The following is a 20,833-nucleotide window of genomic DNA, read 5'->3' on the forward strand; positions in this document are numbered from 1 at the left end:
CGGGCCGGGTGTGGGCGGAATGATGCCTTGCACATTCCTCCGCATTCATCGGGAGATGACCGACAGCCGCTGCGCGGGAGTTGAAACGTCCACGGGAACCCTCTGACACGGATGCGTGTTCGGGTGTCTGTGGCGTGATTTGCCGTCACCGCAAGACCTGATCGCCGTCCCCGGAGGCCCTGATGCCCGCATCCACCGCTGCCGAAGCCCAGCCTGTTCAGACCCAGCCCGTTCAGACGAGCTTCGCGGATGAAGAAGCCTATCTCACCCATGTCGCGGCCCTGCGTGCCGCCCGCTGGCCGGAAGGCCTGCCGCGCGCGGCGCAGTATCCGCTGGGCGAGATCCCGATCAGCGATTATCTGACCCGGCGCGCCCAGGCCAACCCGGACAAGCCGGCGATCAATTTCTATGGCCGGGTGCTGAGTTTCGGCGATCTGGACCGGCTGTCGGACCGTTTCGCCGCCCATCTGGCGACCTTGGGCTTCAAGCCCGGCGACCGGGTGGCGGTGTTCCTGCCCAACTGCCCGCAATTCCTGATCGCGTTCTATGGCATCCTGAAGGCCGGCTGCATCCATGTGCCGGTCAATCCGATGTTCAAGGAACTGGAACTGGCCTATGAGCTGAACGACACCGCCGCGCGGTTGATCGTGGTGCTGGACCAGTTGTATCCGCTGGTCGAGGCGGTGCGCGGCAGGACGTCGCTGGAGCGGGTCTATGTGACGTCCTTTGCCGATATGGCGCCGGATGGCGAACCGCTGCTGCCGCCGCCCGCGGGCCTGTTCGCGGCCCCCCGCGACTGCCCCGGCGCCGATGGCCGGCTGATCGAGGTGCTGGAGGCCGAAACCGGCCGCAGGCCCGATCATGTGGCGAAGCTGGATGACTGGGCGGCGATCAATTATACCGGCGGCACCACCGGTATGCCCAAGGGCTGCATCCACACCCAGCGCGACATGGTCTATACCTCGGCCGCGTCGGCGAGTTTCGTGGCGCCGGGCGACGAGAGCGACGTGCTGCTGAACTTCCTGCCGGTGTTCTGGATCGCGGGCGAGAATCTGGGCGTGCTGCTGCCGGTGTTCACCGGATCGACCATGGTGCTGCTGGCGCGGTGGGATGCCGAGGCGGTGCTGGCGGCGATCGAGCGCTGCAAGGTCAGCCGCGCCTCGATGATCATGGACAACATCGTCGAGCTGATGGACCGGCCGGATATCGCCGCGCGCGATCTGTCGTCGCTGAAATCGACCACCACCATCTCGTTCGTGAAGAAGCTGAACCCCGAATTCCGCCGCCGCTGGCGTGACCTCACCGGGCTGGTGCTGCGCGAGACATCCTATGGCATGACCGAAACCCATACCTCCGACACCTTCACCACCGGCATGCAGACCGATGACTACGACCTGAAATCGGCGCCGGTGTTCTGCGGCTTCCCGGTGCCGGGCACCGAGATCAAGATCTGCGATTTCGAGACCGGCGCCCTGAAGGATCTGGGGGTCGAGGGCGAGGTGCTGATCCGCGGGCCGTCGCTGCTGAAGGGCTATCTGAACAAGCCGCAGGCGACGGCCGACAGCCTGGTCGCCGGCGGCTGGCTGCGCACCGGCGATATCGGCGTGGTCGAGCCCGATGGCAGCTTCCGCTATCTGGGCCGGCGCAAGGAGATGCTGAAGGTCAAGGGCATGAGCGTGTTCCCGTCCGAGATCGAGACCCTGCTGGGCCAGCATCCGGCGATTGCCGGCAGCGCCGTGATCGGCCGGCCCGATGCCGACAAGGGCGAGGTGCCGGTGGCCTTCGTGCGGCTGGATCCCGACCGCGCCGAGGGGATCACCGCCGATGTGCTGGACGCCTGGTGCCGCAAATCCATGGCGATCTACAAGGTGCCGGAGTTCCGGATCGTCCTGACCCTGCCGATGACGGCGACCGGCAAGGTCAAGAAGGAGGAACTGGCCGCGCAGCTGTAGCCTTCAAGGCAGGCATGGCCGGCCACCGGCCATGCCTGCCGCGTTTGCAGGTGGCGGCGCGCATGTTCTTGTGCGATGGAAGGGCGGTCCGCGATTGAGTGGACCGCCCTTCGGCGTCTATGCTGTCGGTGCCGCCAGGGATGGTGGCCGGGACGGGGCAGATGACAGGCACGGAGACCCAGTGACGCATGGCGCGACGATCAGCGCGGCGGAAGCCCTCACGGCCCGGATTGCGGCAACGCTTCCTGGGCTGGTGGCAAAAGCGCAATCAACCGGTCCTGGCTTTGCCCGCCCCGACCCCGGTACTGCCGATCCTTGACCTGGTCAATCTGGTCGATCCGCCACCGGACGACAATTCGGTGGTGGGCAAGCGCAGCAAGGGGCCGCTCTGGACCACCGACCGGATCACGGTTGCCGAGCATCTGTGGGGGGAGGGCTTCATTCAGCCGGGTGGCCCCGAGTTGGTCGACGAGCTGATCCGGCCGCTGGGGCTCGACAGTTCCATGCAGGTGCTGGACCTTGGCGCGGGCCTTGGCGGCGTGCCACGGGCGATCGTGGCCCAGACCAATGCCTGGGTCATGGGATATGAGCCCGATCCGCTGCTGGCCGAGCGCGGCAACGACTATTCGAACCGCGCGGGGTTGGGCCGGAAGGCACCGGTGCAGCATTTCGACGCGGTTGAAAGCAAGCTGAAGCCCAATGCCTATGATGCCGTGATCAGCCGCGAAGCCCTGTTCGTGCTGCCCGACAAGCCCAAGCTGATCCGCGATCTGGCGGGGGCTCTGAAGCCGTCATCGGGCCAGTTGCTGTTCACCGACTATATGCTGCCCAAGCCCGGCTATGTCATTCCGGACCTGCGGCTGTGGGCCGGGGTGGAGCCGGTGACGCCTCAGCCGTGGAGCCTGGACGACGCCATGGAGGCGATGGAGGCGCTGAAGCTGGATGTGCGGATCCGCGACGACATCAGCGAGCTGATGCACCGGCTGATCCGGCGTGGCTGGGCGGATTTCGCCCGCCGGCTCGAAGGTGGCAACATGACCCGCGGCTTCCGGCGCGCCCTGTTGAAAGAAATCGAGATGTGGGCCTGCCGCGCGACGTTGATCGAGCGCGGCCATCTGAAGGTCTATCGCGTCTATGCCAGGCGGGTGGGGCGCTGACCGTCCTGCCCGCGCGTGGCATTGCCGCCATCATGCGATCAAGGGCGGTTCCGCGTTGACAGGGCAGGGGGCCGTCGATATCCTCCGCCCACTTTTCGCCTGAGGAGGAGCCCGGGGCAGTGCCCAAGGGCGCGTGAACCCGCGAGGAACCAGACCGATGAAGGTGATCAACTCCCTGAAGAGCGCCAAGAAGCGCGACAAGAACTGCCGCGTCGTGCGCCGCAAGGGCCGCGTTTTCGTCATCAACAAGTCCAACCCGCGCATGAAGTGCCGCCAGGGCTGATCCGTCTATCGGATCTGCCGGCACTGTGCCGGACTTGTGATGATGCCGCTGCACACCATGTGTGGCGGGCGTGATCGAACAAAACGGCCGCGATCTTCGGATCGCGGCCGTTTTGCGTTCCGGTTGTTTTGCGTGCGAGCGGCGTGACGGACGCCTATATTGATGCACCTGATGCCTGATGCAGCGTGCGGATGCGCGCCCTTGAGGAGACGGCACCGATGCATATGCCAGCCCCCGACGCGACCTCTCTTGCCCAGCGCGACGATCTGATCGCCGAACTGACGGCGCTGCTGGGACCGGCGGCGGTGATCGCCGATCAGACCGGGCTGGAGGCATATGAAAATGACGGCCTGACCGCTTATGCCCAGAAGCCGATGGTGGCGGTGCTGCCCGCCGATACCGCGGAAGTGGCGGCGGTGATGCGGATCTGCGGCCGTCGCGGCATCCGGGTGGTGCCGCGCGGCGCCGGCACCTCGCTGTCGGGCGGGGCGCTGCCTTTGGCCGACGGGGTGCTGCTGGGGCTGGGGCGGTTCAACCGCATCCTCGACATCGATCTGGACAACCGCTGTGCCGTGGTTCAGCCGGGCGTGCCCAATCTGGCGATCACCACCGCCGTCGCCGCCCACGGGCTGTATTACGCGCCCGACCCGTCCAGCCAGATCGCCTGCTCGATCGGCGGCAATGTCGCCGAGAATGCCGGCGGCGTGCACTGCCTGAAATATGGTGTCACCACCAACAATATTCTGGGGCTGGAGGTGGTGCTGATCGACGGCAGCGTGGTGCGGCTGGGCGGCCGGCATATGGATGCCGGCGGCTATGACCTGATGGGCGTGCTGACCGGGTCGGAGGGGCTGCTGGGGGTGGTGACCGAGGTGACGGTGCGCCTGCTGCCGCGCCCTGAGACGGTGCGTGCCCTGCTGATCGGCTTTCCGGCGGTGGCCGATGCCGGCGCCTGCGTCGCCCGGATCATCGGGGCCGGCATCGTGCCGGCGGGATTGGAAATGATGGACCGCGACGCGATCCATGCGGCGGAAGCGTTCTGCGATGCCGGTTATCCGCTGGATGTCGAGGCGCTGCTGATCGCCGAACTCGACGGGCCGGGGCCCGAGGTCGAGGCGCTGATCGCGCGGGTGGCCGGCATTGCCCGCGACTGCGGCGCCAGCACATTGCGCGAGAGCGGGAGCGAGGCTGAACGTCAGCGGTTCTGGGCTGGTCGCAAGGCGGCCTTCCCGGCGGTGGGGCGCATCTCGCCCGATTATTACTGTATGGATGGCACCATCCCGCGCGGCCGGCTGCCCGAGATGCTGGAGATCATCACCGGGCTGACCCGGACCTATGGCCTGCGCTGCGCCAATGTGTTTCATGCCGGCGATGGCAATCTGCATCCGCTGATCCTGTATGATGCCAATGCGGCGGGCGAGCTGGACCGGGCCGAGGCGTTCGGGGCCGAGATTCTGAAAGCCTGCGTGCGTCTTGGCGGCGTGCTGACCGGCGAGCATGGCGTGGGGATCGAGAAGCGCGATCTGATGGGCGAGATGTTTAACGATGCCGATCTGGCCCATCAGCAGCGGCTGAAATGTGCTTTCGACCCCGACGGGCTGCTGAACCCCGGCAAGGTGTTCCCGACCCTGCATCGCTGCGCGGAACTGGGCCGGATGCATGTTCACAAGGGCCAGTTGCCCCATGCCCATCTGCCGAGGTTCTGAGCCATGAGCACAGGATGCGGTCCGATGCGGCCCGATGACGAGGCCGGGCTTCTGGCGGTGGTGACCGATGCCGTCAAGGCAGGACGGCCGATGGCGATCCATGCCGGCGGCAGCAAGGCCGGGTTCGGCCGGCCGGTCGTGGCGCCGGTGCGGCTGGATCTGTCGGGGCTGGCCGGCATCGTCGATTATCAGCCCGAGGAACTGATGCTGAGCCTGCGGCCGGCGACACCGCTGGTCGAGGTGGAGGCATTGCTGGCGGGCCGGGGCCAGATGCTGGCCTTCGAACCGCCCGGCTTCGCGGTCCTGTGCGGCGCGGACAGTCTGAGTGGAACCGGCAGTCTGAGTGGAACCGGCGATGCCTCTGCCACCATCGGTGGCACGGTCGCCGCCGGCATGGCCGGGCCGCGGCGGATCCGCGCCGGCGGCGCCCGCGATCACTTGCTGGGCTTCAGCGCGATCAGCGGCCGCGCCGAACGGTTCAAGGCCGGCGCCAAGGTGGTGAAGAACGTCACCGGCTATGATCTGCCCAAGCTGATCGCCGGCAGCTTCGGCACGCTGGCGCTGATGACCGAACTGACCCTGAAGGTGCTGCCGGCGCCTGAGGATATGGTGACGCTGGTGGTGCCGGCAGCGGCCGACATGGCGGTTGCCGCCATGACCCGCCTGCAGATCGGGCCGCTTGAGCCGACCGGTCTTGCCTGGCTGCCGGCGGCGCTGGCGGGTGATCTGACAGAAGGTGCGGAGGGCGTGTTGCTGGTCCGCTTCGAGGGGCCCGACGGGGCGCTGGCCGACCGGATCGCGCGCGCGGGCGATGCCGGCATCGGCACCGCCGGCACCAGGGTTCTGGCCGCCGGGGCGACCCGCCCGCTGTGGCGGCGCATCGCCGAGGTGGCCGAGGTTCTGAACCCGCAACCGGGTGAGGCGGTGTGGCGGCTGTCGGTGCCGCCGGCGTCGGGGGCGCGGGTACTGGCGGCGGCGCTGTTGGGTGGTGACGCGCGCGGCTTCATCGATTGGGGTGGCGGGCTGGTCTGGGTGGCCCTGCCCGAAGCCACCGGCGGCGATGGCGGTGCCGGGCATCTGCGGCGGGTGGTCGCGGCGCAGGGCGGCGGCCATGCCACGCTGCTGCGCGGCTCCGATGCCCTGCGCCGGCGGGTGGCGGTGTTCGAGCCCGAGCCGCCGGTTCTTGCACGGTTGAGCGAGCGGGTGCGGGCCGGGTTCGACCCGCACGGCCTGTTCAACCCGGGGCGGATGCAGGCCCCCGATCTCGGTGCCGATATTAGTGCGGCGAATGGGGAGCAGCCATGAAGACCAGCTTTTCAGCCGCACAACTGGCCGATCCGGCAACCGCCGAGGCCGAGTCCATCCTGCGGCGCTGCGTGCATTGCGGTTTCTGTACCGCCACCTGCCCGACCTTTCTTGAACTGGGCGACGAACGCGACAGCCCGCGCGGCCGGATCTATATGATGAAGGGCATGCTGGAACGCGGCGAGCCGGCCAATGCCGACATCGTCCGGCATATCGACCGCTGCCTTGGCTGTTTCGCCTGCATGACCACCTGCCCGTCGGGGGTGGATTACATGCATCTGTCCGACATGGCGCGGGCGCGGATCGCCGATACCTATACCCGGCCATTGCCCGAACGGCTGCTGCGCGGCCTGCTGGCACGGCTGCTGCCCTATCCGCGCCGTTTCCGCGCGGCGCTGATCGGCGGCACCATCGCGCGCCGGCTGGGGCTGGACCGGCTGGTTGCGGGCCGGCGACCGGAATTGACCGCGATGATGGCGCTGATGCCCGATACCGTGCCGCCCCCCGCCGATACCGACCGGCCGCAGATCTGGCCGGCCCTGGGTGAACGCCGCGGCCGGGTGGCGCTGCTTGCCGGCTGTGCCCAGCAGGTGCTGGCGCCGGGGATCAATGCCGCCGCGATCCGGGTGTTGACCCGCCATGGCATCGAGGTGGTGGTGGCGCGGGATGCCGGCTGCTGCGGGGCGCTGGTGCAGCATATGGGGCTGGTCGATCGCGCCCGCGATCAGGCGCGGCGCAACGTGTCGGCCTGGGCGCGGCTTGCCGATGATGCATCCGCCGGTGGGCTGGACGCGATCGTGGTGACGACATCGGGCTGCGGCACGCCGATCAAGGATTACGGCCATCTTCTGGCCGGCGATGCCCATTATGCCGAGCGCGCCAGCCGGATCGCGGCGCTCACCCGCGACATCACCGAGGTGCTGGCGGGGCTGGAGCTTGTGCCGCAGCGGCAGATGCCGGCGGATCTGCCGGTCGCCTATCATGCCGCCTGTTCGTTGCAGCACGGCCAGAAGATCCGCGATCTGCCGAAAGACCTGCTGAAGCGGCTGGGCATCACCCCGCATGAGCCGATGGAGCCGCATATCTGCTGCGGATCGGCCGGCACCTATAACATGCTGCAACCGGAACTGGCCGGGCGGCTGGGGGCGCGGAAGGCCCTCAATCTGCGCCGCACCGGCGCCACGGTGGTGGCGGCCGGTAATCTGGGCTGCCTCACCCAGATTGCCAACCACATGCCCGAGGCCTGCTTCGTTCATACGGTGGAACTGGCCGACTGGCTGACCGGCGGACCAGTGCCCGAGGCGCTGGCCGGGCGCGTGGCCTGATCGACCGGCTGACCTGAATACGGATCAGGAGACGTTGTATTTTCCATCAAAACTAGGTGTGCCGCTGAAAGCGGTTTCAGACATGGCCTTGCTGGTGAGGCGGGGCTTCCGCCAGCATGCGCGGGTCTGGCCGGTGTCGTGGGTGTGCTTGACGTCGGTCATCTGGATGGCCTCCATGAGGTTGATGGCATAGGCGGCGTCAGCGTTCCGCTGCCGTGGCGGTCCGTGTCCGCGCCGACGCCATGACTGCAGGTAGCCACGACCGTAACACGGTGTTGCCGCACCGCGCAGTCGCAAAGCGTGTGCTCTGTCCGTGGCGGCTCGTTTGACGGCCGATCGATCACAGATATCCGAAGCGGGCCATGACGTCGCCGTGGCGGGCCTCGATCCACGCCACCTGGGACGGGCTCAAGTCGTGACGCCAGACTTGCGCGCGGCCCCGTCTGAAAAACCGCCGGTCGGATGCCACGGCATTGGCAAAACCGGTCTCGTCCTCGGCGGCCTGCAGGCGGCCAAAGCGGGTGCCGCGCACCGCGCCCTCGACGGTTGCCGCATCGGCCGGCCAGTTAAGGAAGGCGGCGGCCCGGCCGAAGGCGTCGTGGGGATCGGCGAGCATGTCCTCATAGCGCAGCACCATGCAGGGGATATCCCGCGCCGTGGTCCAGCTTTCGACATGATCCGCCCAGGGCCCGAGGGGCTGGCGCAACTGGGTGTACAGGGTGGCACCACCGGCATCGAGGGCGGCGTCGGCCTTGGCCATCATGGTGATTGCCGCATCGACATCGATCCGCCAGTGATAGGCGTTGGATATCGCCAGGTCGCGCGGGTCGCGCACCAGATAGATGATGCCGCGCGTGTGTTCATGGGGAAATACCGGCCGGCCGTCGGGCGTCAATGTCCAGGCCTCGTGCGTGCGGCGAAGCTGGGGTTGGGGTGCCAGCGCCACCTGCCGGGCGAAGGCCGCCGGACGCAGCATCGATATCTCGTCGTCGGTCAGTGCCGCGCTGTCCAGGCCGAGGCTGCGATCGAAGATCGACCGGTTGCTGGCCATGGTCATCCAACCCTGGTCGAGCACCTGGAAATCGGGCGCGGCCCCCTGGTGCCGCAGGCTCCACAGCGCCAGCCGCAGCCAGGTGCTGCCCGATTTCGGATAGGCCACGACCCAGACGAAGCCGGGCCCGTCCGTGACATGCCGATGCGTCGTCATGAGGTGCTCCGATCCGACATCACTGCCTCGATCCGGTCGGCGATGATCACGGGTGCCGACCAGTCGCGGCGGTGATGCAGCACGAACACGGCAACCTGCGCCAGCAGGGTGGAGAGGGCTGCGAATATCGGCTGCGGCTGGCGCAGGATCCGGCCTTCCTGCAACTGCCGGATGCTGGCCTCCAGGGTGGTGAAGGCCGCCATGCCACGAACGGGCGTCAGCTCCAGAGGCGGGCCGGCATGGGTCTGATACAGATGGAAGATCGCGGCGAGCGGCAGGGATGCCACGGTCTGCGCTGATGGATAATGTCTGTCACGCGGGATCTCGGCGCGCAGCCGCCGGGCCGGGCGTGCGGTCGCCAGCCTGCCCGTCAGGCGGGCGGCGGCATCGTCACGCAGGGTCAGCCCCGGGATGCCGGGAAGCACCAGGGCTTTTGCGCCAGGCGCCGCTCCGGGCCGTGTCGATATCGCCACCACCCCATCGGCGACAAGGCGGTGACCGCGACTGACCAGTTCCGCGGCGACCATGGATTTACCGGCGCCCGATACCCCGGTGACGAGCACGGCCCGGCCACCGATCTCGACGGCGGATGCCGAAACCGGCAGCAACCCCCGGCGATGACAGAGCAGCCCTGGCAGCATGTCGGCAAGAAAGATCTGGCGGGCGGCGGCGGCATCCGTGGCGCCGGTGAGGTCCAGCGTGACCGTGCGGGCGGTGGCGTCCAGATGGCAGGCGCCGCCGACCGGACTGGTGATCCGGATCGACATGTCGTCCTCGATCCGGATCAGCACGCCCACATCGCGCGGAGCGTTTGATGGAAGTGCCGGCAGGTCGCCCTGGCGGATGTCGACATGTAGGGCGGTGCTGGCCGGCATGTCGGGATATGTCATCAGCTCAGTCACCGGCGGCGATGCCTTCGCGGCGCGGGTCGGACCCGCCGGTCAGGCTGCCATCGCGGTTGATGCGGATCAAGTTCAGACCGCTGGTCATCTCGGCGGTGGCGGTGTCGTCGCCGATCAGGGTCAGGCCGGGGATCAGCGCCTCGGCCGCGGTGCCGGCCTCGATCTCGGTGGGGCCGTTGCGGTTCAGGACATGCGGCTGTTCCGCCGCCGCCTGGGGATCGAGCCCGTGGTCGATCATCGCGGTCAGGGCGCCGGCGACATAGCCGATGATCCGGCTGCCACCGGGCGATCCGGCGACGATCGCCGGGCGCTGGTCGCCGTCATAGACGATGGTGGGGGCCATGGAACTGCGCGGCCGTTTGCCGGGCTCGACCCGGTTGATCACCGGTCGGCCGTCGATCTCGGGCCGGAACGAGAAATCGGTGAGCTGATTGTTGAGCAGGAAACCGCGCACGAACACGCCCGATCCGAAGGCGCCCTCGATGCTGGTGGTCATCGACAGCACGTTGCCGCTGCCGTCGACGATCGAGATGTGCGAGGTGCCGTTCTCGTGGCGGCCGCGGTCGGCGGCCATCGCCAGTGACCGGGCGCCGGGCGGCATGCCTGACGGGGCCGGTACATCCATCGCCCGCCCGGCTTCGATGCTGCGGGCGCGGGCGTCCAGATAGACCGGATTGAGCAGGCCGGCGCTTGGCACATCGACCATATCCGGATCGGCCACCCAGCGGTCGCGGTCGGCGAAGGCAAGTTTCGAGGCCTCGGCCAGCAGGGTGACGTTGGGCAGGGCGAGCAGCCCCTTGTCGGCTTGAACAGGCAGACGGTCCATCAAGCCCAGAATCTGCCCGACCGCAAGCCCGCCCGACGAAGGCGGCCCCATGCCGCAGACCCTGTGCTGATGATAGGGCACGCAGACCGGGCTGCGCTCGATCACCTGATAGGCGGCAAGATCGCCTTCCGCGATGCGCCCGGGATTGTCGGCCCGTGCCGCGGCCGCGGCCACGATATCGGCACCCACCGGTCCGCCATAGACGGCATCCCGGCCCTGATCGCGCATCAGCCGCAAGGTTTCGGCAAAGGCCGGGTTGGGCAGCAGCATGCCGGCGGTGGCCGGGGCGCCGCCGGGATAGAAATGGGCGGTCGCGGCGGCATCGGCGCGCAACGATGCCGAATAACGCGGGTCGGCGAGCAGGCCGGCCAGCCGTGGTGAGACCGGCACACCCGCCTCGGCCAGCGCGATCGCCGGCGCGAACAGGCGGTCGAGCGGCAGACGGCCGAATTTTTCATGCAGGGTGAAGATCAGCGCCGGCACACCGGGCACGCCGACCGATCGCCCGCCGGGCACGGCGGCGCGGAAGCTCATCGGTGCGCCGTCGGGGCCCAGGAACAGGTCGGGGCCGGCGGTGGCGGGTGCCGTTTCCCGCGCATCCAGCGTGGTGAGCCGGCCCATCGCTGCATCATGCCGGTCCGTTGCATCATGGTAGAGCACGAAGGCCCCGCCGCCGATGCCGCTGGATTGCGGCTCCAGCAGGTTCAGCATCAATTGCACGGTGATGGCGGCATCGGCGGCGCTGCCACCTTCGGCCAGCACCGCGCGCCCCGCCTGAACCGCCAGGGGATGGGCGGCCACAACCATGGTGCGGGTGGTGACGACCGGCGCGCGGGCGGCGGCGCGGCCGGTCGCGGCTTCCGGCGCGGCGCGGCCGTCGGTCATCGACGGCGCCCCGCCGGGCGCCGGCTGCGCCATGGCGGCCGTGGCGACGAACAGGGCGGCGATCGCGCCGGCAGCGGCTGATCGGCGGAGGCGGGCAAGCATGATCCGGGCTTTCATGGCCGGCCGCTGCGGGATGGCGCAGCCGGGGGCAGAGGGCTTGTCGGCTTTATCATGCCATCGCTGCCACGGCCTCGTCAGCCCCGCCGCGCGATGCCGGTCAGCCGGTGGTGCCGACCAGCGGGTCGCCGAGCCCCAGACCGTGGAACCCCAGCAGCAGCAGAACGCCCGTCAGCAGCACATAATAGATCGTCGGCAGAATGGTGATCCTGAGTGTCGAGCCTTCACGGCCCAGAAGGCCGACGGTGGCGGATGCCGCAACCACGTTGTGGATGGCGATCATGTTGCCGGCGGCGGCACCGACCGACTGGCCGGCGACCATCAGCGCGCCCGACAGGCCCAGCAATTCGGCGACGCTGAACTGAAACTGGCTGAGCATCAGGTTCGACACCGTGTTCGATCCGGCGAGGAAGGCGCCAAGGGCGCCGACGGCGGGTGCGAACAGCGGATAGACATGGCCCATGCTGTCGGCGACGAAACGCGCCATGGTGACCGGCATGCTGGCCAGATCATTGGCATTGACGCCCGAATTGATCATCACCCGCACCATCGGCACGGTGAAGATGAGCACGAAGCCGGCGCCGGCGAGGGTGCCGGCGCTGTCGCGGACCGCGCGGCCGAAATCGCCCATCGCCATCCGGTGCAGGACGAGCGTCGCCAGGCAGACGATGACCAGAATGCCGCCCGGCAGATAAAGCAGCGCGAAATCGCCGTTGATACCGGTCTCGCCCAGGATGCCACGGGCGGCGAAGGTCACCGATTTGAGCGCGTCGCCAACCGCGGGCACCGTGCGGCTGACCACCAGGATGATCGCGAGCAGAACATAGGGTGCCCAGGCCAGGGCCACCGGAATCCGGCGGGCGGTGATCTGGTCGAGCCGGATCTCGATCCGGCCGATCCAGCCCTCGGGCCATTCGGCGGGCGGGGCGAAATCCCAGCGGTCGCGGGGGATCAGAAAGCCCGCACGGGCCGCCATCGCCACCACGGCCAGCCCGGCCAGCCCCCCCAGCAGCGACGGGAATTCGGCGCCCAGGAACACGCCGGCCAGCATATAGGGAATGGTGAAGGCGAAGGCCGCGAAGATCGCGAAGGGCAGGATCGAGAGACCTTCGGTCCATGACCGGTTGCGGCCGAAGAAGCGGGTCATCACCATGATCAGGAACAGCGGCATCAAGGTGCCGCAGATCGCATGCAGGATCGCCACTTCCGAGGTGATCAACCGGAAGAACGCGTCCCAGCCCGACCCTTCGGCCAGCAGGCGCGCATCCAGCGCCGCCCGGTCGAGCCCGGTTTGCACACCCACGATCAGCGGCGTGCCCACCGCGCCGAACGAGACCGGCGTCGACTGGATCATCATGCCGAAGACCACCGCCGCCGCGGCCGGAAAGCCCACCGCCACCATCAAGGGGGCCGCCACGGCGGCGGGTGTGCCGAAGCCCGAGGCACCCTCGATGAACGACCCGAACAACCAGGCGATCAGGATCACCTGAACCCGCCGGTCGGGGCTGATGGCGGCGAAGCCCGAGCGGATCGCGGCGATGCCGCCGGAATATTTCAGCGTGTTGAGCAGCAGGATCGCGCCGAAGATGATCCACAGCAGGCCGGCGGTCTGGATCAGCCCCTGAAGGGTGGAGGCGATCACCCGGTTGACGCTGACCCCCCATAACCCGAGGGCGATGGCGATGGTGAGGATATAGACGATCGGCATGGCGCGGCGCGCGGGCCAGCGCAGACCGATCAGCATCACCCCCGCCACCAGGATCGGCAGGAAGGCGAGCAGGGCCTGGATACCTGTTGTCACGGCGGACACCCTGTGGCTGAGATTGCGACGTAGCGGTGTGGCAGATCTCAACCAATATGACTTTTATTTTCAGGGTCTGCCAGCGCGTCACGCGATGGGACGGGTGCGGCCATGGGGCACGCGGGTGCCGAGCAGGGCGGCCAGCCGGTCGAGGGCCCGCAGGAAGACCGCATCATCCGGAGCGGCGGCCAGCGAGATCCGTGCCGCCACCGGCACCGGCGTGGGCGCGACCGTGAAGGCGCGGGCCGGTGCCACCCTGACGCCGGCGGCTTCGGCCGCATCGGCGAAACGATCGGGATCCCAGTCGTCCGGCAGCCTGATCCAGGCCTGCGCGCATGCCCGGTCCCGGGTCATGTCCAGCCCGGGCAGCCGCCGGGCCAGAAGCTCGCGGCGGCGGATATTGGCCGCGCGTGCCGATGCGGTCAGGAGGTCGGCCGTGCCGTCGGCGATCCAGCGGCTGACGACCTCGGCCCCCAGCGGCGGCGCCATCCATGCCGAGGCCCAGAGTGCGGCCGAGATGCGGTCGTCGAGTGACGCGGGCGCCGCCAGCCAGCCGGTGCGCAGGCCCGGCCCCAGCACCTTCGAGGGGCTGCCGATCAGCAGGGTGCGGTCGGGAATCAGCGCCGCCACCGGTGCCGGCAGCGCGCCGGGGAGCCCGAGCGGCGCATGAACGTCGTCTTCGATCAGCAGCAGGCCGCGGCCGATCACCACCCGCGCCAGCGCCGCGCGCCGGGCGGGCGACATGGTGGCGCCGGTCGGGTTGTGCAGGCTGGGCTGCAGGATCGCCGCGCGCAGCCGGCCATCTTCCGCGGCCATCCGGTCCAGCGCCGCCGGATCGGCGCCCTCGGCATCGATCGGCAGCGGCTTCAGGCGCACGCCGCGAAACCTGGCCGCGGCCAGGATCGACGGGTTGGCGAGACTTTCCACCGCGATGCTGTCGCCGGGGGCCGCCACCGCCGCCAGGGCCACCACCAGCGCATGCTGCGCGCCGGCCGTCACCGTCAGCCGCTCCGGGTCGGGCAGCCAGCCGCCGCGGCCCAGCCATTGCCGGCCCGCCGTCCGGTGCCGGGCGGCCCCCCGTGCCGGCTGATAGGCCAGCAGGCCGGCCAGAAGACCATCGGACCCGGCCATCGCGGTCAGTGTCCGGGCGAGTGCCGCCGCCGCCGCGGGGTCGGCTGGCTGGGCCAGCGACAGGTCGATCGGGCCACCGGCGCTATCGGCATGCGCATCGGCCGTCATCGACATCCGACCATCCTCGCCGTCGGCGGCGCGCGGCTGCGGCCGTCGGCGGGGGCCCGCGTCGCGCGTGGCCGGCTCCAGCCTTGGGGCGATCACGCCGTCATCGGCGCGGCGCCGGCGCCCGACCCGGGTGCCACGGCCGGTTTCGGCGGTGATCAGCCCGCGCGCCGACAAATCCGCATAGGCGCGGGTGACGGTGGCGATGGCGGTATCCAGCGTCCAGGCCAGCCGGCGCTGGGGCGGCAGCGCCGCTCCCGGCACCAGCCGCGCCGCCGCGATGTCGGCGGCAATCGCATCGGCCAGCGCGCGATAGACCGCACCGCCGCGCGCGGCGGCAACAGCGGCGCGCCAGTTGTCGAGCTGTGCCTTCGGCACATCTCCTGTGACGGTCATGAGCGCCCCATGGTCATCGATCCGGTTTTCCGTTCAATCTTGCCCTCAGGACAATCGCCGCGTTGACCGCAGGCCCGCAAAGGCGTGTCCTGATATCGCGACAGTGTCGCATATAATTATCTGATACAGAACAGATATGACCATTATTGTCCTAAGGACAAAAACGGTCTGGCGGGAGCAGGACACATGGCACCGATCGAGGCACAGACCGAGGCAGAGACCGGCGCGCTGGACGCGGCGGCACGGATCGTGGGCGAGGCGATGGCGCCGACCCCGCAATATGCCTGGCCCCTGCTGAGCGCGCGGCTGGGCGTGGAGACCTGGGTGAAGCACGACAACCACACCCCCCTCGGCGCGTTCAAGCTGCGCGGCGCGCTGGTGCATGTGGCGCGGTTGGTGGCGTCGCGGCCGGACCTGACCGGACTGGTCGCGGCGACCCGTGGCAATCACGGTCAGGCGGTTGCCTTCGCCGCCCGCCGCCATGGCCTGTCCGCAACGATCGTGGTGCCGCTGGGCAACAGCGCCGACAAGAACGCGGCGATGCGGGCACTGGGCGCGACGGTTGTGGAGTGTGGCATCGACTATCAGGCGGCGCGCGATCATGCGGCGGTGCTGATCGCCGAAGCGGGCGGGCGGGCGGCCCTGGTGCCGCCGGTGTCGCCCGATATCGCCGATGGCGCCGCCACCCAGGCTTTGGAACTGTTCCGCGCGGCACCGGCGTTGGACCGGCTGTATGTGGCGGTCGGCATGGGGTCGGGGATCTGCGGCGCCGTGCGGGCCCGCGATGCGCTTGGGCTTCAGACCCGGATCATCGGTGTGGTGGCCGAAGGCGCCCCGGCCTATGCGCTGTCATTCGCGGCCGGACGGCGGATCACCACCGACACGGCCACGACCTTTGCCGACGGCATCGCCTGCCGGGCGCCGGACCCGTTCGCGCTGGACATCATTGCGCGTGGTGTCGACCGGTTCGTGACGGTGCCGGAGCAACAGATCATCGCGGCTGTGCGGGCCTTTCACGACGATACCCACAACCTGGCCGAGGGCGCCGGCGCCGCGGCCCTGGCCGGTGCCATGGCCGATGCCGCCGCAGGGCGGCTGGCTGGCTGCGGGCGGGTTGGCGTGGTGTTGTCGGGCGGCAATATCGATGCAGCACTCTATGCGCAACTGATTGCAGCCCAGGCTGCATGACCGGGGGCGCATGATCCCGGCGTTCAGGCATGATCCCGGCGTTCAGGCCTCGGCAATGCCCTGATCGTCTGAGGCCGGCCTGCTCTGGCGTTCAGTCAACCAGTCCTCGAATGCCTGTGGCGGCAGCGGCCGGCTGATGACATAGCCCTGGGCGATGTCGCATCCCCAGACGTCCAGCAGGTGCAGGCTGTCGAGGGTTTCCACCCCCTCGGCAACCACGCTCAGGCTGAGGCTGTGGCTCATGTCGATGGTGGAACGCACGATCACCGCATCGTCACTGGTCTCGCTCAGATCCCGGATGAACGACTGGTCGATCTTCAATTCCTGCACCGGCAGCCGTTTCAGATGGGCGAGCGATGAATAGCCGGTGCCGAAATCGTCGACCGACAGCACCACGCCACAGGCTCTCAGCGCATTCAGCACGACCAGCGCATGTGCCGGATCGGTCATCACGGCGCTTTCTGTGATCTCCAGCGTCAACTGGCCGGCCGCCACACCATGCCGCTTCAGCAACTGGTCGACATAGGGCGCCAGATCGGCATCCTGCAGGTCCAGCGCCGAAATATTGACCGACAGCCCGATGGCGAAACCGCGGCCGGCCCAGATTTCCAGTTGCCGGGTGGCTTCGGCCAGCACCCAGTGGGTCAGGCTGCGGGTGCTGCCGGTGTGTTCGGCGAGCGGGATGAATTCGGCCGGCGAGACCGTGCCATACAGCGGGTGCTGCCAGCGCAGCAGGGCTTCGGCCGCCACCACCTGCCCGGTCCGGATATCGATCTTGGGTTGATAATGTAGCCGGAACTGACCCTCGCCGGCGGCGTGGCGAAGATCGCGGATCAGGCTGATCCGGCGACGATAGGCATCGTCGCGCCCCTGCTGATAGATCTGCAGTCGCCCCGGCATGCGTGCGGCATCCTGAACCGCGATCGCTGCCCGCCTGAACAGATCCTCAGACGTTCTGCCATCTGCCGGGAAGGCCGCGATTCCGATCCGGCAGTCGACCGTGACGTCGCTGCCGGCCACCTGCAGCGGTGCCGCCAACAGCCTTTGAACCCGGTCGGCGACCGGCACGGCGCCATCGCTGTCGGTGCCGGGCAGCAGGATGGCGAATTCGTCGGCCAGCAAGCGTGCCGCCAGATTTTGCGGTCCGCAGGCGATCTCCAGCCGGCGGGCCAGTTGCTGAAGCACGGCATCGCCCCCGGCATGGCCCAGGCTTTCGTTCACGGTGCGGAAATTGCCCATTGCCAGATGCAGCAGGGCAATCGGCCGGCCGCGATCGATCGCGGCGTTCAGCCGCTCTTCCGCGTGGAGCCGGTTGGGCAGCGCGGTCAATTCATCATGACGGGCCGCATGGGCGGCGCGACGTTCAATCTCGGCCATGTCGCGGCGGGCGGCTTCGGCCTGACGTTCAGCCGCGAAGCGACGCTCGCGCTGCTGATTCATGGAATCGGCAAGGCCATAGGCCAGCAGCATCAGTTCAACCGAGGCGCCGACCAGCAGCGGCCAGACGGCAAGGCCGAGATTGGGAATGATGCCACCCAATTGCAGATAATAGAGGGTGACGGCGATGATCAGCGCCAGAAAGGCCGGGACGGTGAACCGCGCCTCGCGCACGCCGCGGATCAGCAGCCGGACATTGAGCAGATAGACCACCACGATCAGAAACAGCCCGACCAGTGTCCAGATCACCGTCGTCAAGTAATGGCCGAACGCGGCCGGCACCATGCCCGCCAGACTGAGCAGGATCAATCCGTGCAGGCCATCGCGGGTGATCCGGGATACATACCGGTGCAGGCGGACATAGCGCATCACGAACACGCTGCCGGATACGAAGGCCAGGATGACCGAGGATACCGTCACCATGTTGTGGAAGGCGGGACTGCCCGGCCACAGGTATTGAAAGGTGAAGCCGCGGAAGCTGGCGCCGGCCAGCAGGAAGGCCAGCAGATGCAAGACATACAGCCCGATCTGCGTCTGGCGCGTCGAGATGAACAGCAGCAGGTTGAACACCGCCAGCGAGACCAGCCCGCCGTGGAACAGCGACAGCAGCAGGCCCTCGCGGGTGCTGGCGGCAAAGAAGCTGGACAGGTCGTACAGCCGCAACGGCATCATCGCGAACAGACCGTCATGGCTGTCGAGGCGCAGATAGATCTCGCGCGTCTCGCCCGCCGGCACCCACAGCGGCAAGGTCAGGTCACGATGCGCCAGCAGCCGGCTGTCGAAGGCCAGCCGGTCACCGGTGTGGTTTTCCAGCAGCAGTCGGCCGTCGGGTTCAAGGACGTACCAACTGGCATAATCCTGTTGGGCGGTGCCCAGATCGATGATGCTGCGGACGGTGGTGCTGGTGGTGTTGACCAGCGAGAAGCGCACCCACCACACGGTGCCGGATATCGGAAGGGTGACGGTGTCGCCGTCGATCGCCCGCCAGCCATTGGTGGCGGCGCGGGCCTCGGTGACGGTCATCCGGCGCTGCGGGTCTTCCAGGATCTGGGCTACCGGCGCGATCCGCACGCCGGATTCATGGCCGGTGACGGCGAGCCCGGGCGGTGGATCGGCATATGCCGGTGTGCCGGAAGCCACTCCGGCAAGCCCTGGCCCCGCAAGCGCCAGCCCCATAAGCCAGAGACCGATCACCATGACGATTGTCAGGAGCCGTCGGGCGCCGCGGTGCCTCGACGGGGGATTGCTGCGTTGGCTGATCGGGCGCGCAGATACAACACGATCAGCGGATCCGGTGGGGGGCATGCAGTTCCGGTCCGGAATCACACGGGCGGCCCGGCTTTGGGCGCGGGTCTGTGAGGGGCGTTCACAATCATACGCGTGAGATTGTGAACAAAGTACCCCCAACCATCATTGTGACATCATCCTTGAAGTGATGCTTCCGCAACCCCCACCCACAGGGCGGCTGCATCGCCCAGTATGGCATCGTTGAAGTCGTAGCCGGGGTTGTGGATCATGCAGGCGGTGGGACCAGTGCCGTCGCCATTGCCGACGACCAGATAGCAGCCGGACACGGCTTCCAGCATGAAGGCGAAATCCTCGCTGCCCATGGCGGCATCGGCGATGTCGTGCACCCGCGCCTGACCGAACATCCGGCCGGCCGTGTCGCGGGCAAAGGCGGTGGCCGCGGGATCGTTGATCACGGCCGGATATCCCGCATGAACCTCAAGCGTCGCCGATGCGCCGCAACTGGCGGCCTGGGCCTCGGCGACCTCGTGGATGCGGCGGATCACCAGACGGCGCGTGTCGGGGTCGGTGGTGCGGATGCTCAGTTGCAGCACCGCCTCGTCCGGGATGACGTTGGCGGCGGTGCCGGCATGGAAACTGCCGACCGTGATCACCGCCGGCCGGGCCGCCGGCACATTGCGGGCGACGATGCCCTGCAAGGCCATGACGATGGCGGCGCCGGCCAGGATCGGGTCGATGGCGGTGTCGGGGAAAGCGCCGTGGCCGCCCTTGCCGCGGATGGTGATGACGATGTCGTCATTCGCAGCCGTCAATGGACCCGGTCTGAAGCCGAACACGCCGGTCGGCAGCCCCGGCATGTTGTGCAGCCCGAAGATCCGGTCGACCGGCAGGATCTGGAACAGCCCGTCCTCGATCATCCTGCGGGCGCCGCCGCCATGTTCCTCGGCCGGCTGAAAGATCACCCGCAACGTGCCGTCGAACCGGCGCCGTTCAGCCAGGCAGCGCGCCGCCGCCAGCAGAATCGCGGTGTGGCCGTCATGGCCGCAGGCATGCATCCGGCCGTCATGGATGCTGGCATAGTCGAGCCCGGTGGTCTCGAGGATCGGCAGGGCATCCATATCCGCGCGGATGCCGACCGATGCCGGCCCGTCGCCAAGGCGCAGGGTGCCGACCACGCCGGTACCGGCCAGACCCTGATGCACCTCATATCCCCAGCCGGTCAGCCTGTCGGCCACCAGCGCCGCGGTGTCGTGTTCCTGAAAGGACAGTTCAGGATGGCGATGCAGATGGTGGCGCAGGCTGATCATCTCGGGCAGCCAGGCCTCGATATGCGATCGGATGTCGGTGTCGATGGCGGCGGAAACTGGCATTCTGCAACCTCGGGTTTTTGGGGGCGCTGCCAGCATACCGCGCCGGCTGCGTCAGCGGAGACTCAAAATCGCGTGACGAAACAAATGGCAAGCGCATCGGCTCCGAGCAGGGGGGCGCAACCGTCAATTCAATGGCAGCGAGAATTTATGCACTAATACGCGTGACTCCAATTTAACCTTTGGTAGAATGAAGCCGTTCCGATAACCCCCGAAAAGGGCAACGCCATGGCTGACAATATGGTCGAAGTGAAGGACGCCCTCGCCAAGCTGGGGCTTGATGCGAAGGAGCCCGACATCGCGCTCCGCACCGGGCTCACCGGTGGCCGGACATTCCTGGTCCAGGTCCGTCCGGCCACCCAGGAGAAGCCGGTGCTGATCGCCGTGCACCTCTGATCCCAGGCGTGCGCGCCGGCGCCGCGCCCCCGCGCGCCCCCGGCGCCCGCCGCCCGCCGGGGGCCCCTGCGCCCCCGCCCCCCCCCCCCCGCGCCGCCC

General features: G+C 68.4%; 16 protein-coding genes. 8 read left to right on the top strand and 8 right to left on the bottom strand.

Annotated features, from left to right (window positions below; translation table 11 throughout):
• Positions 1–182 precede the first annotated feature (182 nt).
• The 6 genes from WG924_RS26780 to glcF all read left to right on the top strand — a co-directional run bounded on the left by WG924_RS26780 (position 183) and on the right by glcF (position 7,728).
• Positions 183–1,952, top strand: coding sequence for an AMP-binding protein (locus tag WG924_RS26780; RefSeq protein ID WP_345936094.1), 1,770 nt, complete (start codon positions 183–185; stop codon positions 1,950–1,952).
• A gap of 188 nt (positions 1,953–2,140) precedes the next feature.
• The gene (locus WG924_RS26785; protein ID WP_345936095.1) at positions 2,141–3,109 is read left to right on the top strand and encodes a class I SAM-dependent methyltransferase; all 969 of its coding nucleotides are present in this window, start codon (positions 2,141–2,143) and stop codon (positions 3,107–3,109) included.
• A gap of 157 nt (positions 3,110–3,266) precedes the next feature.
• Complete coding sequence (gene ykgO, locus WG924_RS26790; protein ID WP_188573920.1) at positions 3,267–3,392, top strand: type B 50S ribosomal protein L36; 126 nt, start codon at positions 3,267–3,269, stop codon at positions 3,390–3,392.
• Between the two features lie 218 nt (positions 3,393–3,610).
• Positions 3,611–5,098, top strand: a complete 1,488-nt coding sequence (locus WG924_RS26795) for an FAD-linked oxidase C-terminal domain-containing protein (protein WP_345936096.1) — start codon at positions 3,611–3,613, stop codon at positions 5,096–5,098.
• A gap of 24 nt (positions 5,099–5,122) precedes the next feature.
• Entirely contained in the window at positions 5,123–6,403 is a 1,281-nt protein-coding gene (locus WG924_RS26800) for an FAD-binding protein (protein ID WP_345936097.1), read from the top strand.
• Positions 6,400–7,728, top strand: coding sequence for a glycolate oxidase subunit GlcF (gene glcF, locus WG924_RS26805; RefSeq protein WP_345936098.1), 1,329 nt, complete (start codon positions 6,400–6,402; stop codon positions 7,726–7,728). Before WG924_RS26800 ends, glcF begins: the two co-directional genes overlap by 4 nt.
• Positions 7,729–7,752: 24 nt before the next feature.
• On the opposite strand, the gene WG924_RS26810 is transcribed toward glcF, so the two are convergent.
• The 6 genes from WG924_RS26810 to WG924_RS26835 form a co-directional block, all read right to left on the bottom strand.
• On the bottom strand, positions 7,753–7,890 hold the full coding sequence (locus tag WG924_RS26810) for a hypothetical protein (protein WP_345936099.1): 138 nt from the start codon (positions 7,888–7,890) through the stop codon (positions 7,753–7,755).
• 178 nt (positions 7,891–8,068) lie between these two features.
• Positions 8,069–8,935, bottom strand: a complete 867-nt coding sequence (locus WG924_RS26815; RefSeq protein ID WP_345936100.1) for a sulfotransferase domain-containing protein — start codon at positions 8,933–8,935, stop codon at positions 8,069–8,071.
• Positions 8,932–9,825: an HPr kinase/phosphorylase gene (locus WG924_RS26820; RefSeq protein ID WP_345936101.1), complete on the bottom strand. Its 894-nt coding sequence runs from the start codon at positions 9,823–9,825 to the stop codon at positions 8,932–8,934. Before WG924_RS26820 ends, WG924_RS26815 begins: the two co-directional genes overlap by 4 nt.
• 4 nt (positions 9,826–9,829) lie before the next feature.
• Positions 9,830–11,650, bottom strand: coding sequence for a gamma-glutamyltransferase family protein (locus WG924_RS26825; RefSeq protein ID WP_345936102.1), 1,821 nt, complete (start codon positions 11,648–11,650; stop codon positions 9,830–9,832).
• 115 nt (positions 11,651–11,765) lie between these two features.
• Positions 11,766–13,466, bottom strand: a complete 1,701-nt coding sequence (locus tag WG924_RS26830; protein WP_345936103.1) for an L-lactate permease — start codon at positions 13,464–13,466, stop codon at positions 11,766–11,768.
• 87 nt (positions 13,467–13,553) lie between these two features.
• Positions 13,554–15,098, bottom strand: coding sequence for an aminotransferase-like domain-containing protein (locus tag WG924_RS26835; RefSeq protein ID WP_345936104.1), 1,545 nt, complete (start codon positions 15,096–15,098; stop codon positions 13,554–13,556).
• Between the two features lie 186 nt (positions 15,099–15,284).
• Here WG924_RS26835 and WG924_RS26840 point away from each other — a divergent pair, with 186 nt between their 5' ends.
• Entirely contained in the window at positions 15,285–16,286 is a 1,002-nt protein-coding gene (locus WG924_RS26840; RefSeq protein WP_345936105.1) for a threonine dehydratase, read from the top strand.
• 42 nt (positions 16,287–16,328) lie between these two features.
• Here the strand turns inward: WG924_RS26840 and WG924_RS26845 are convergent, their stop codons facing one another.
• Together WG924_RS26845 and WG924_RS26850 are read right to left on the bottom strand one after the other, a co-directional pair.
• Positions 16,329–18,920: an EAL domain-containing protein gene (locus tag WG924_RS26845; protein WP_345936106.1), complete on the bottom strand. Its 2,592-nt coding sequence runs from the start codon at positions 18,918–18,920 to the stop codon at positions 16,329–16,331.
• Between the two features lie 224 nt (positions 18,921–19,144).
• Positions 19,145–20,341 (bottom strand): M20 aminoacylase family protein, encoded by a 1,197-nt coding sequence (locus tag WG924_RS26850; protein ID WP_345936107.1) that lies wholly within the window; start codon positions 20,339–20,341, stop codon positions 19,145–19,147.
• 225 nt (positions 20,342–20,566) lie between these two features.
• On the opposite strand from WG924_RS26850, the gene WG924_RS26855 reads away from it, so the two are divergent.
• On the top strand, positions 20,567–20,734 hold the full coding sequence (locus tag WG924_RS26855) for a hypothetical protein (protein WP_345936108.1): 168 nt from the start codon (positions 20,567–20,569) through the stop codon (positions 20,732–20,734).
• The last annotated feature ends 99 nt before the right edge of the window (positions 20,735–20,833 follow it).

Source organism: Tistrella arctica (assembly GCF_039630945.1).
GTDB lineage: Bacteria > Pseudomonadota > Alphaproteobacteria > Tistrellales > Tistrellaceae > Tistrella > Tistrella bauzanensis.

Excerpts from the sequence above, each read along its gene's own strand:
- WG924_RS26780 (WP_345936094.1), top strand. The coding sequence starts at position 183 with ATGCCCGCATCCACCGCTGCCGAAGCCCAGCCTGTTCAGACCCAGCCC.
- WG924_RS26785 (WP_345936095.1), top strand. The coding sequence starts at position 2,141 with ATGGCGCGACGATCAGCGCGGCGGAAGCCCTCACGGCCCGGATTGCGG.
- ykgO (WP_188573920.1), top strand. The coding sequence starts at position 3,267 with ATGAAGGTGATCAACTCCCTGAAGAGCGCCAAGAAGCGCGACAAGAAC.
- WG924_RS26795 (WP_345936096.1), top strand. The coding sequence starts at position 3,611 with ATGCATATGCCAGCCCCCGACGCGACCTCTCTTGCCCAGCGCGACGAT.
- WG924_RS26800 (WP_345936097.1), top strand. The coding sequence starts at position 5,123 with ATGCGGCCCGATGACGAGGCCGGGCTTCTGGCGGTGGTGACCGATGCC.
- glcF (WP_345936098.1), top strand. The coding sequence starts at position 6,400 with ATGAAGACCAGCTTTTCAGCCGCACAACTGGCCGATCCGGCAACCGCC.
- WG924_RS26810 (WP_345936099.1), bottom strand. The coding sequence starts at position 7,890 with ATGACCGACGTCAAGCACACCCACGACACCGGCCAGACCCGCGCATGC.
- WG924_RS26815 (WP_345936100.1), bottom strand. The coding sequence starts at position 8,935 with ATGACGACGCATCGGCATGTCACGGACGGGCCCGGCTTCGTCTGGGTC.
- WG924_RS26820 (WP_345936101.1), bottom strand. The coding sequence starts at position 9,825 with ATGACATATCCCGACATGCCGGCCAGCACCGCCCTACATGTCGACATC.
- WG924_RS26825 (WP_345936102.1), bottom strand. The coding sequence starts at position 11,650 with ATGCTTGCCCGCCTCCGCCGATCAGCCGCTGCCGGCGCGATCGCCGCC.
- WG924_RS26835 (WP_345936104.1), bottom strand. The coding sequence starts at position 15,098 with ATGACCGTCACAGGAGATGTGCCGAAGGCACAGCTCGACAACTGGCGC.
- WG924_RS26840 (WP_345936105.1), top strand. The coding sequence starts at position 15,285 with ATGGCACCGATCGAGGCACAGACCGAGGCAGAGACCGGCGCGCTGGAC.
- WG924_RS26845 (WP_345936106.1), bottom strand. The coding sequence starts at position 18,920 with ATGGTGATCGGTCTCTGGCTTATGGGGCTGGCGCTTGCGGGGCCAGGG.
- WG924_RS26850 (WP_345936107.1), bottom strand. The coding sequence starts at position 20,341 with ATGCCAGTTTCCGCCGCCATCGACACCGACATCCGATCGCATATCGAG.
- WG924_RS26855 (WP_345936108.1), top strand. The coding sequence starts at position 20,567 with ATGGCTGACAATATGGTCGAAGTGAAGGACGCCCTCGCCAAGCTGGGG.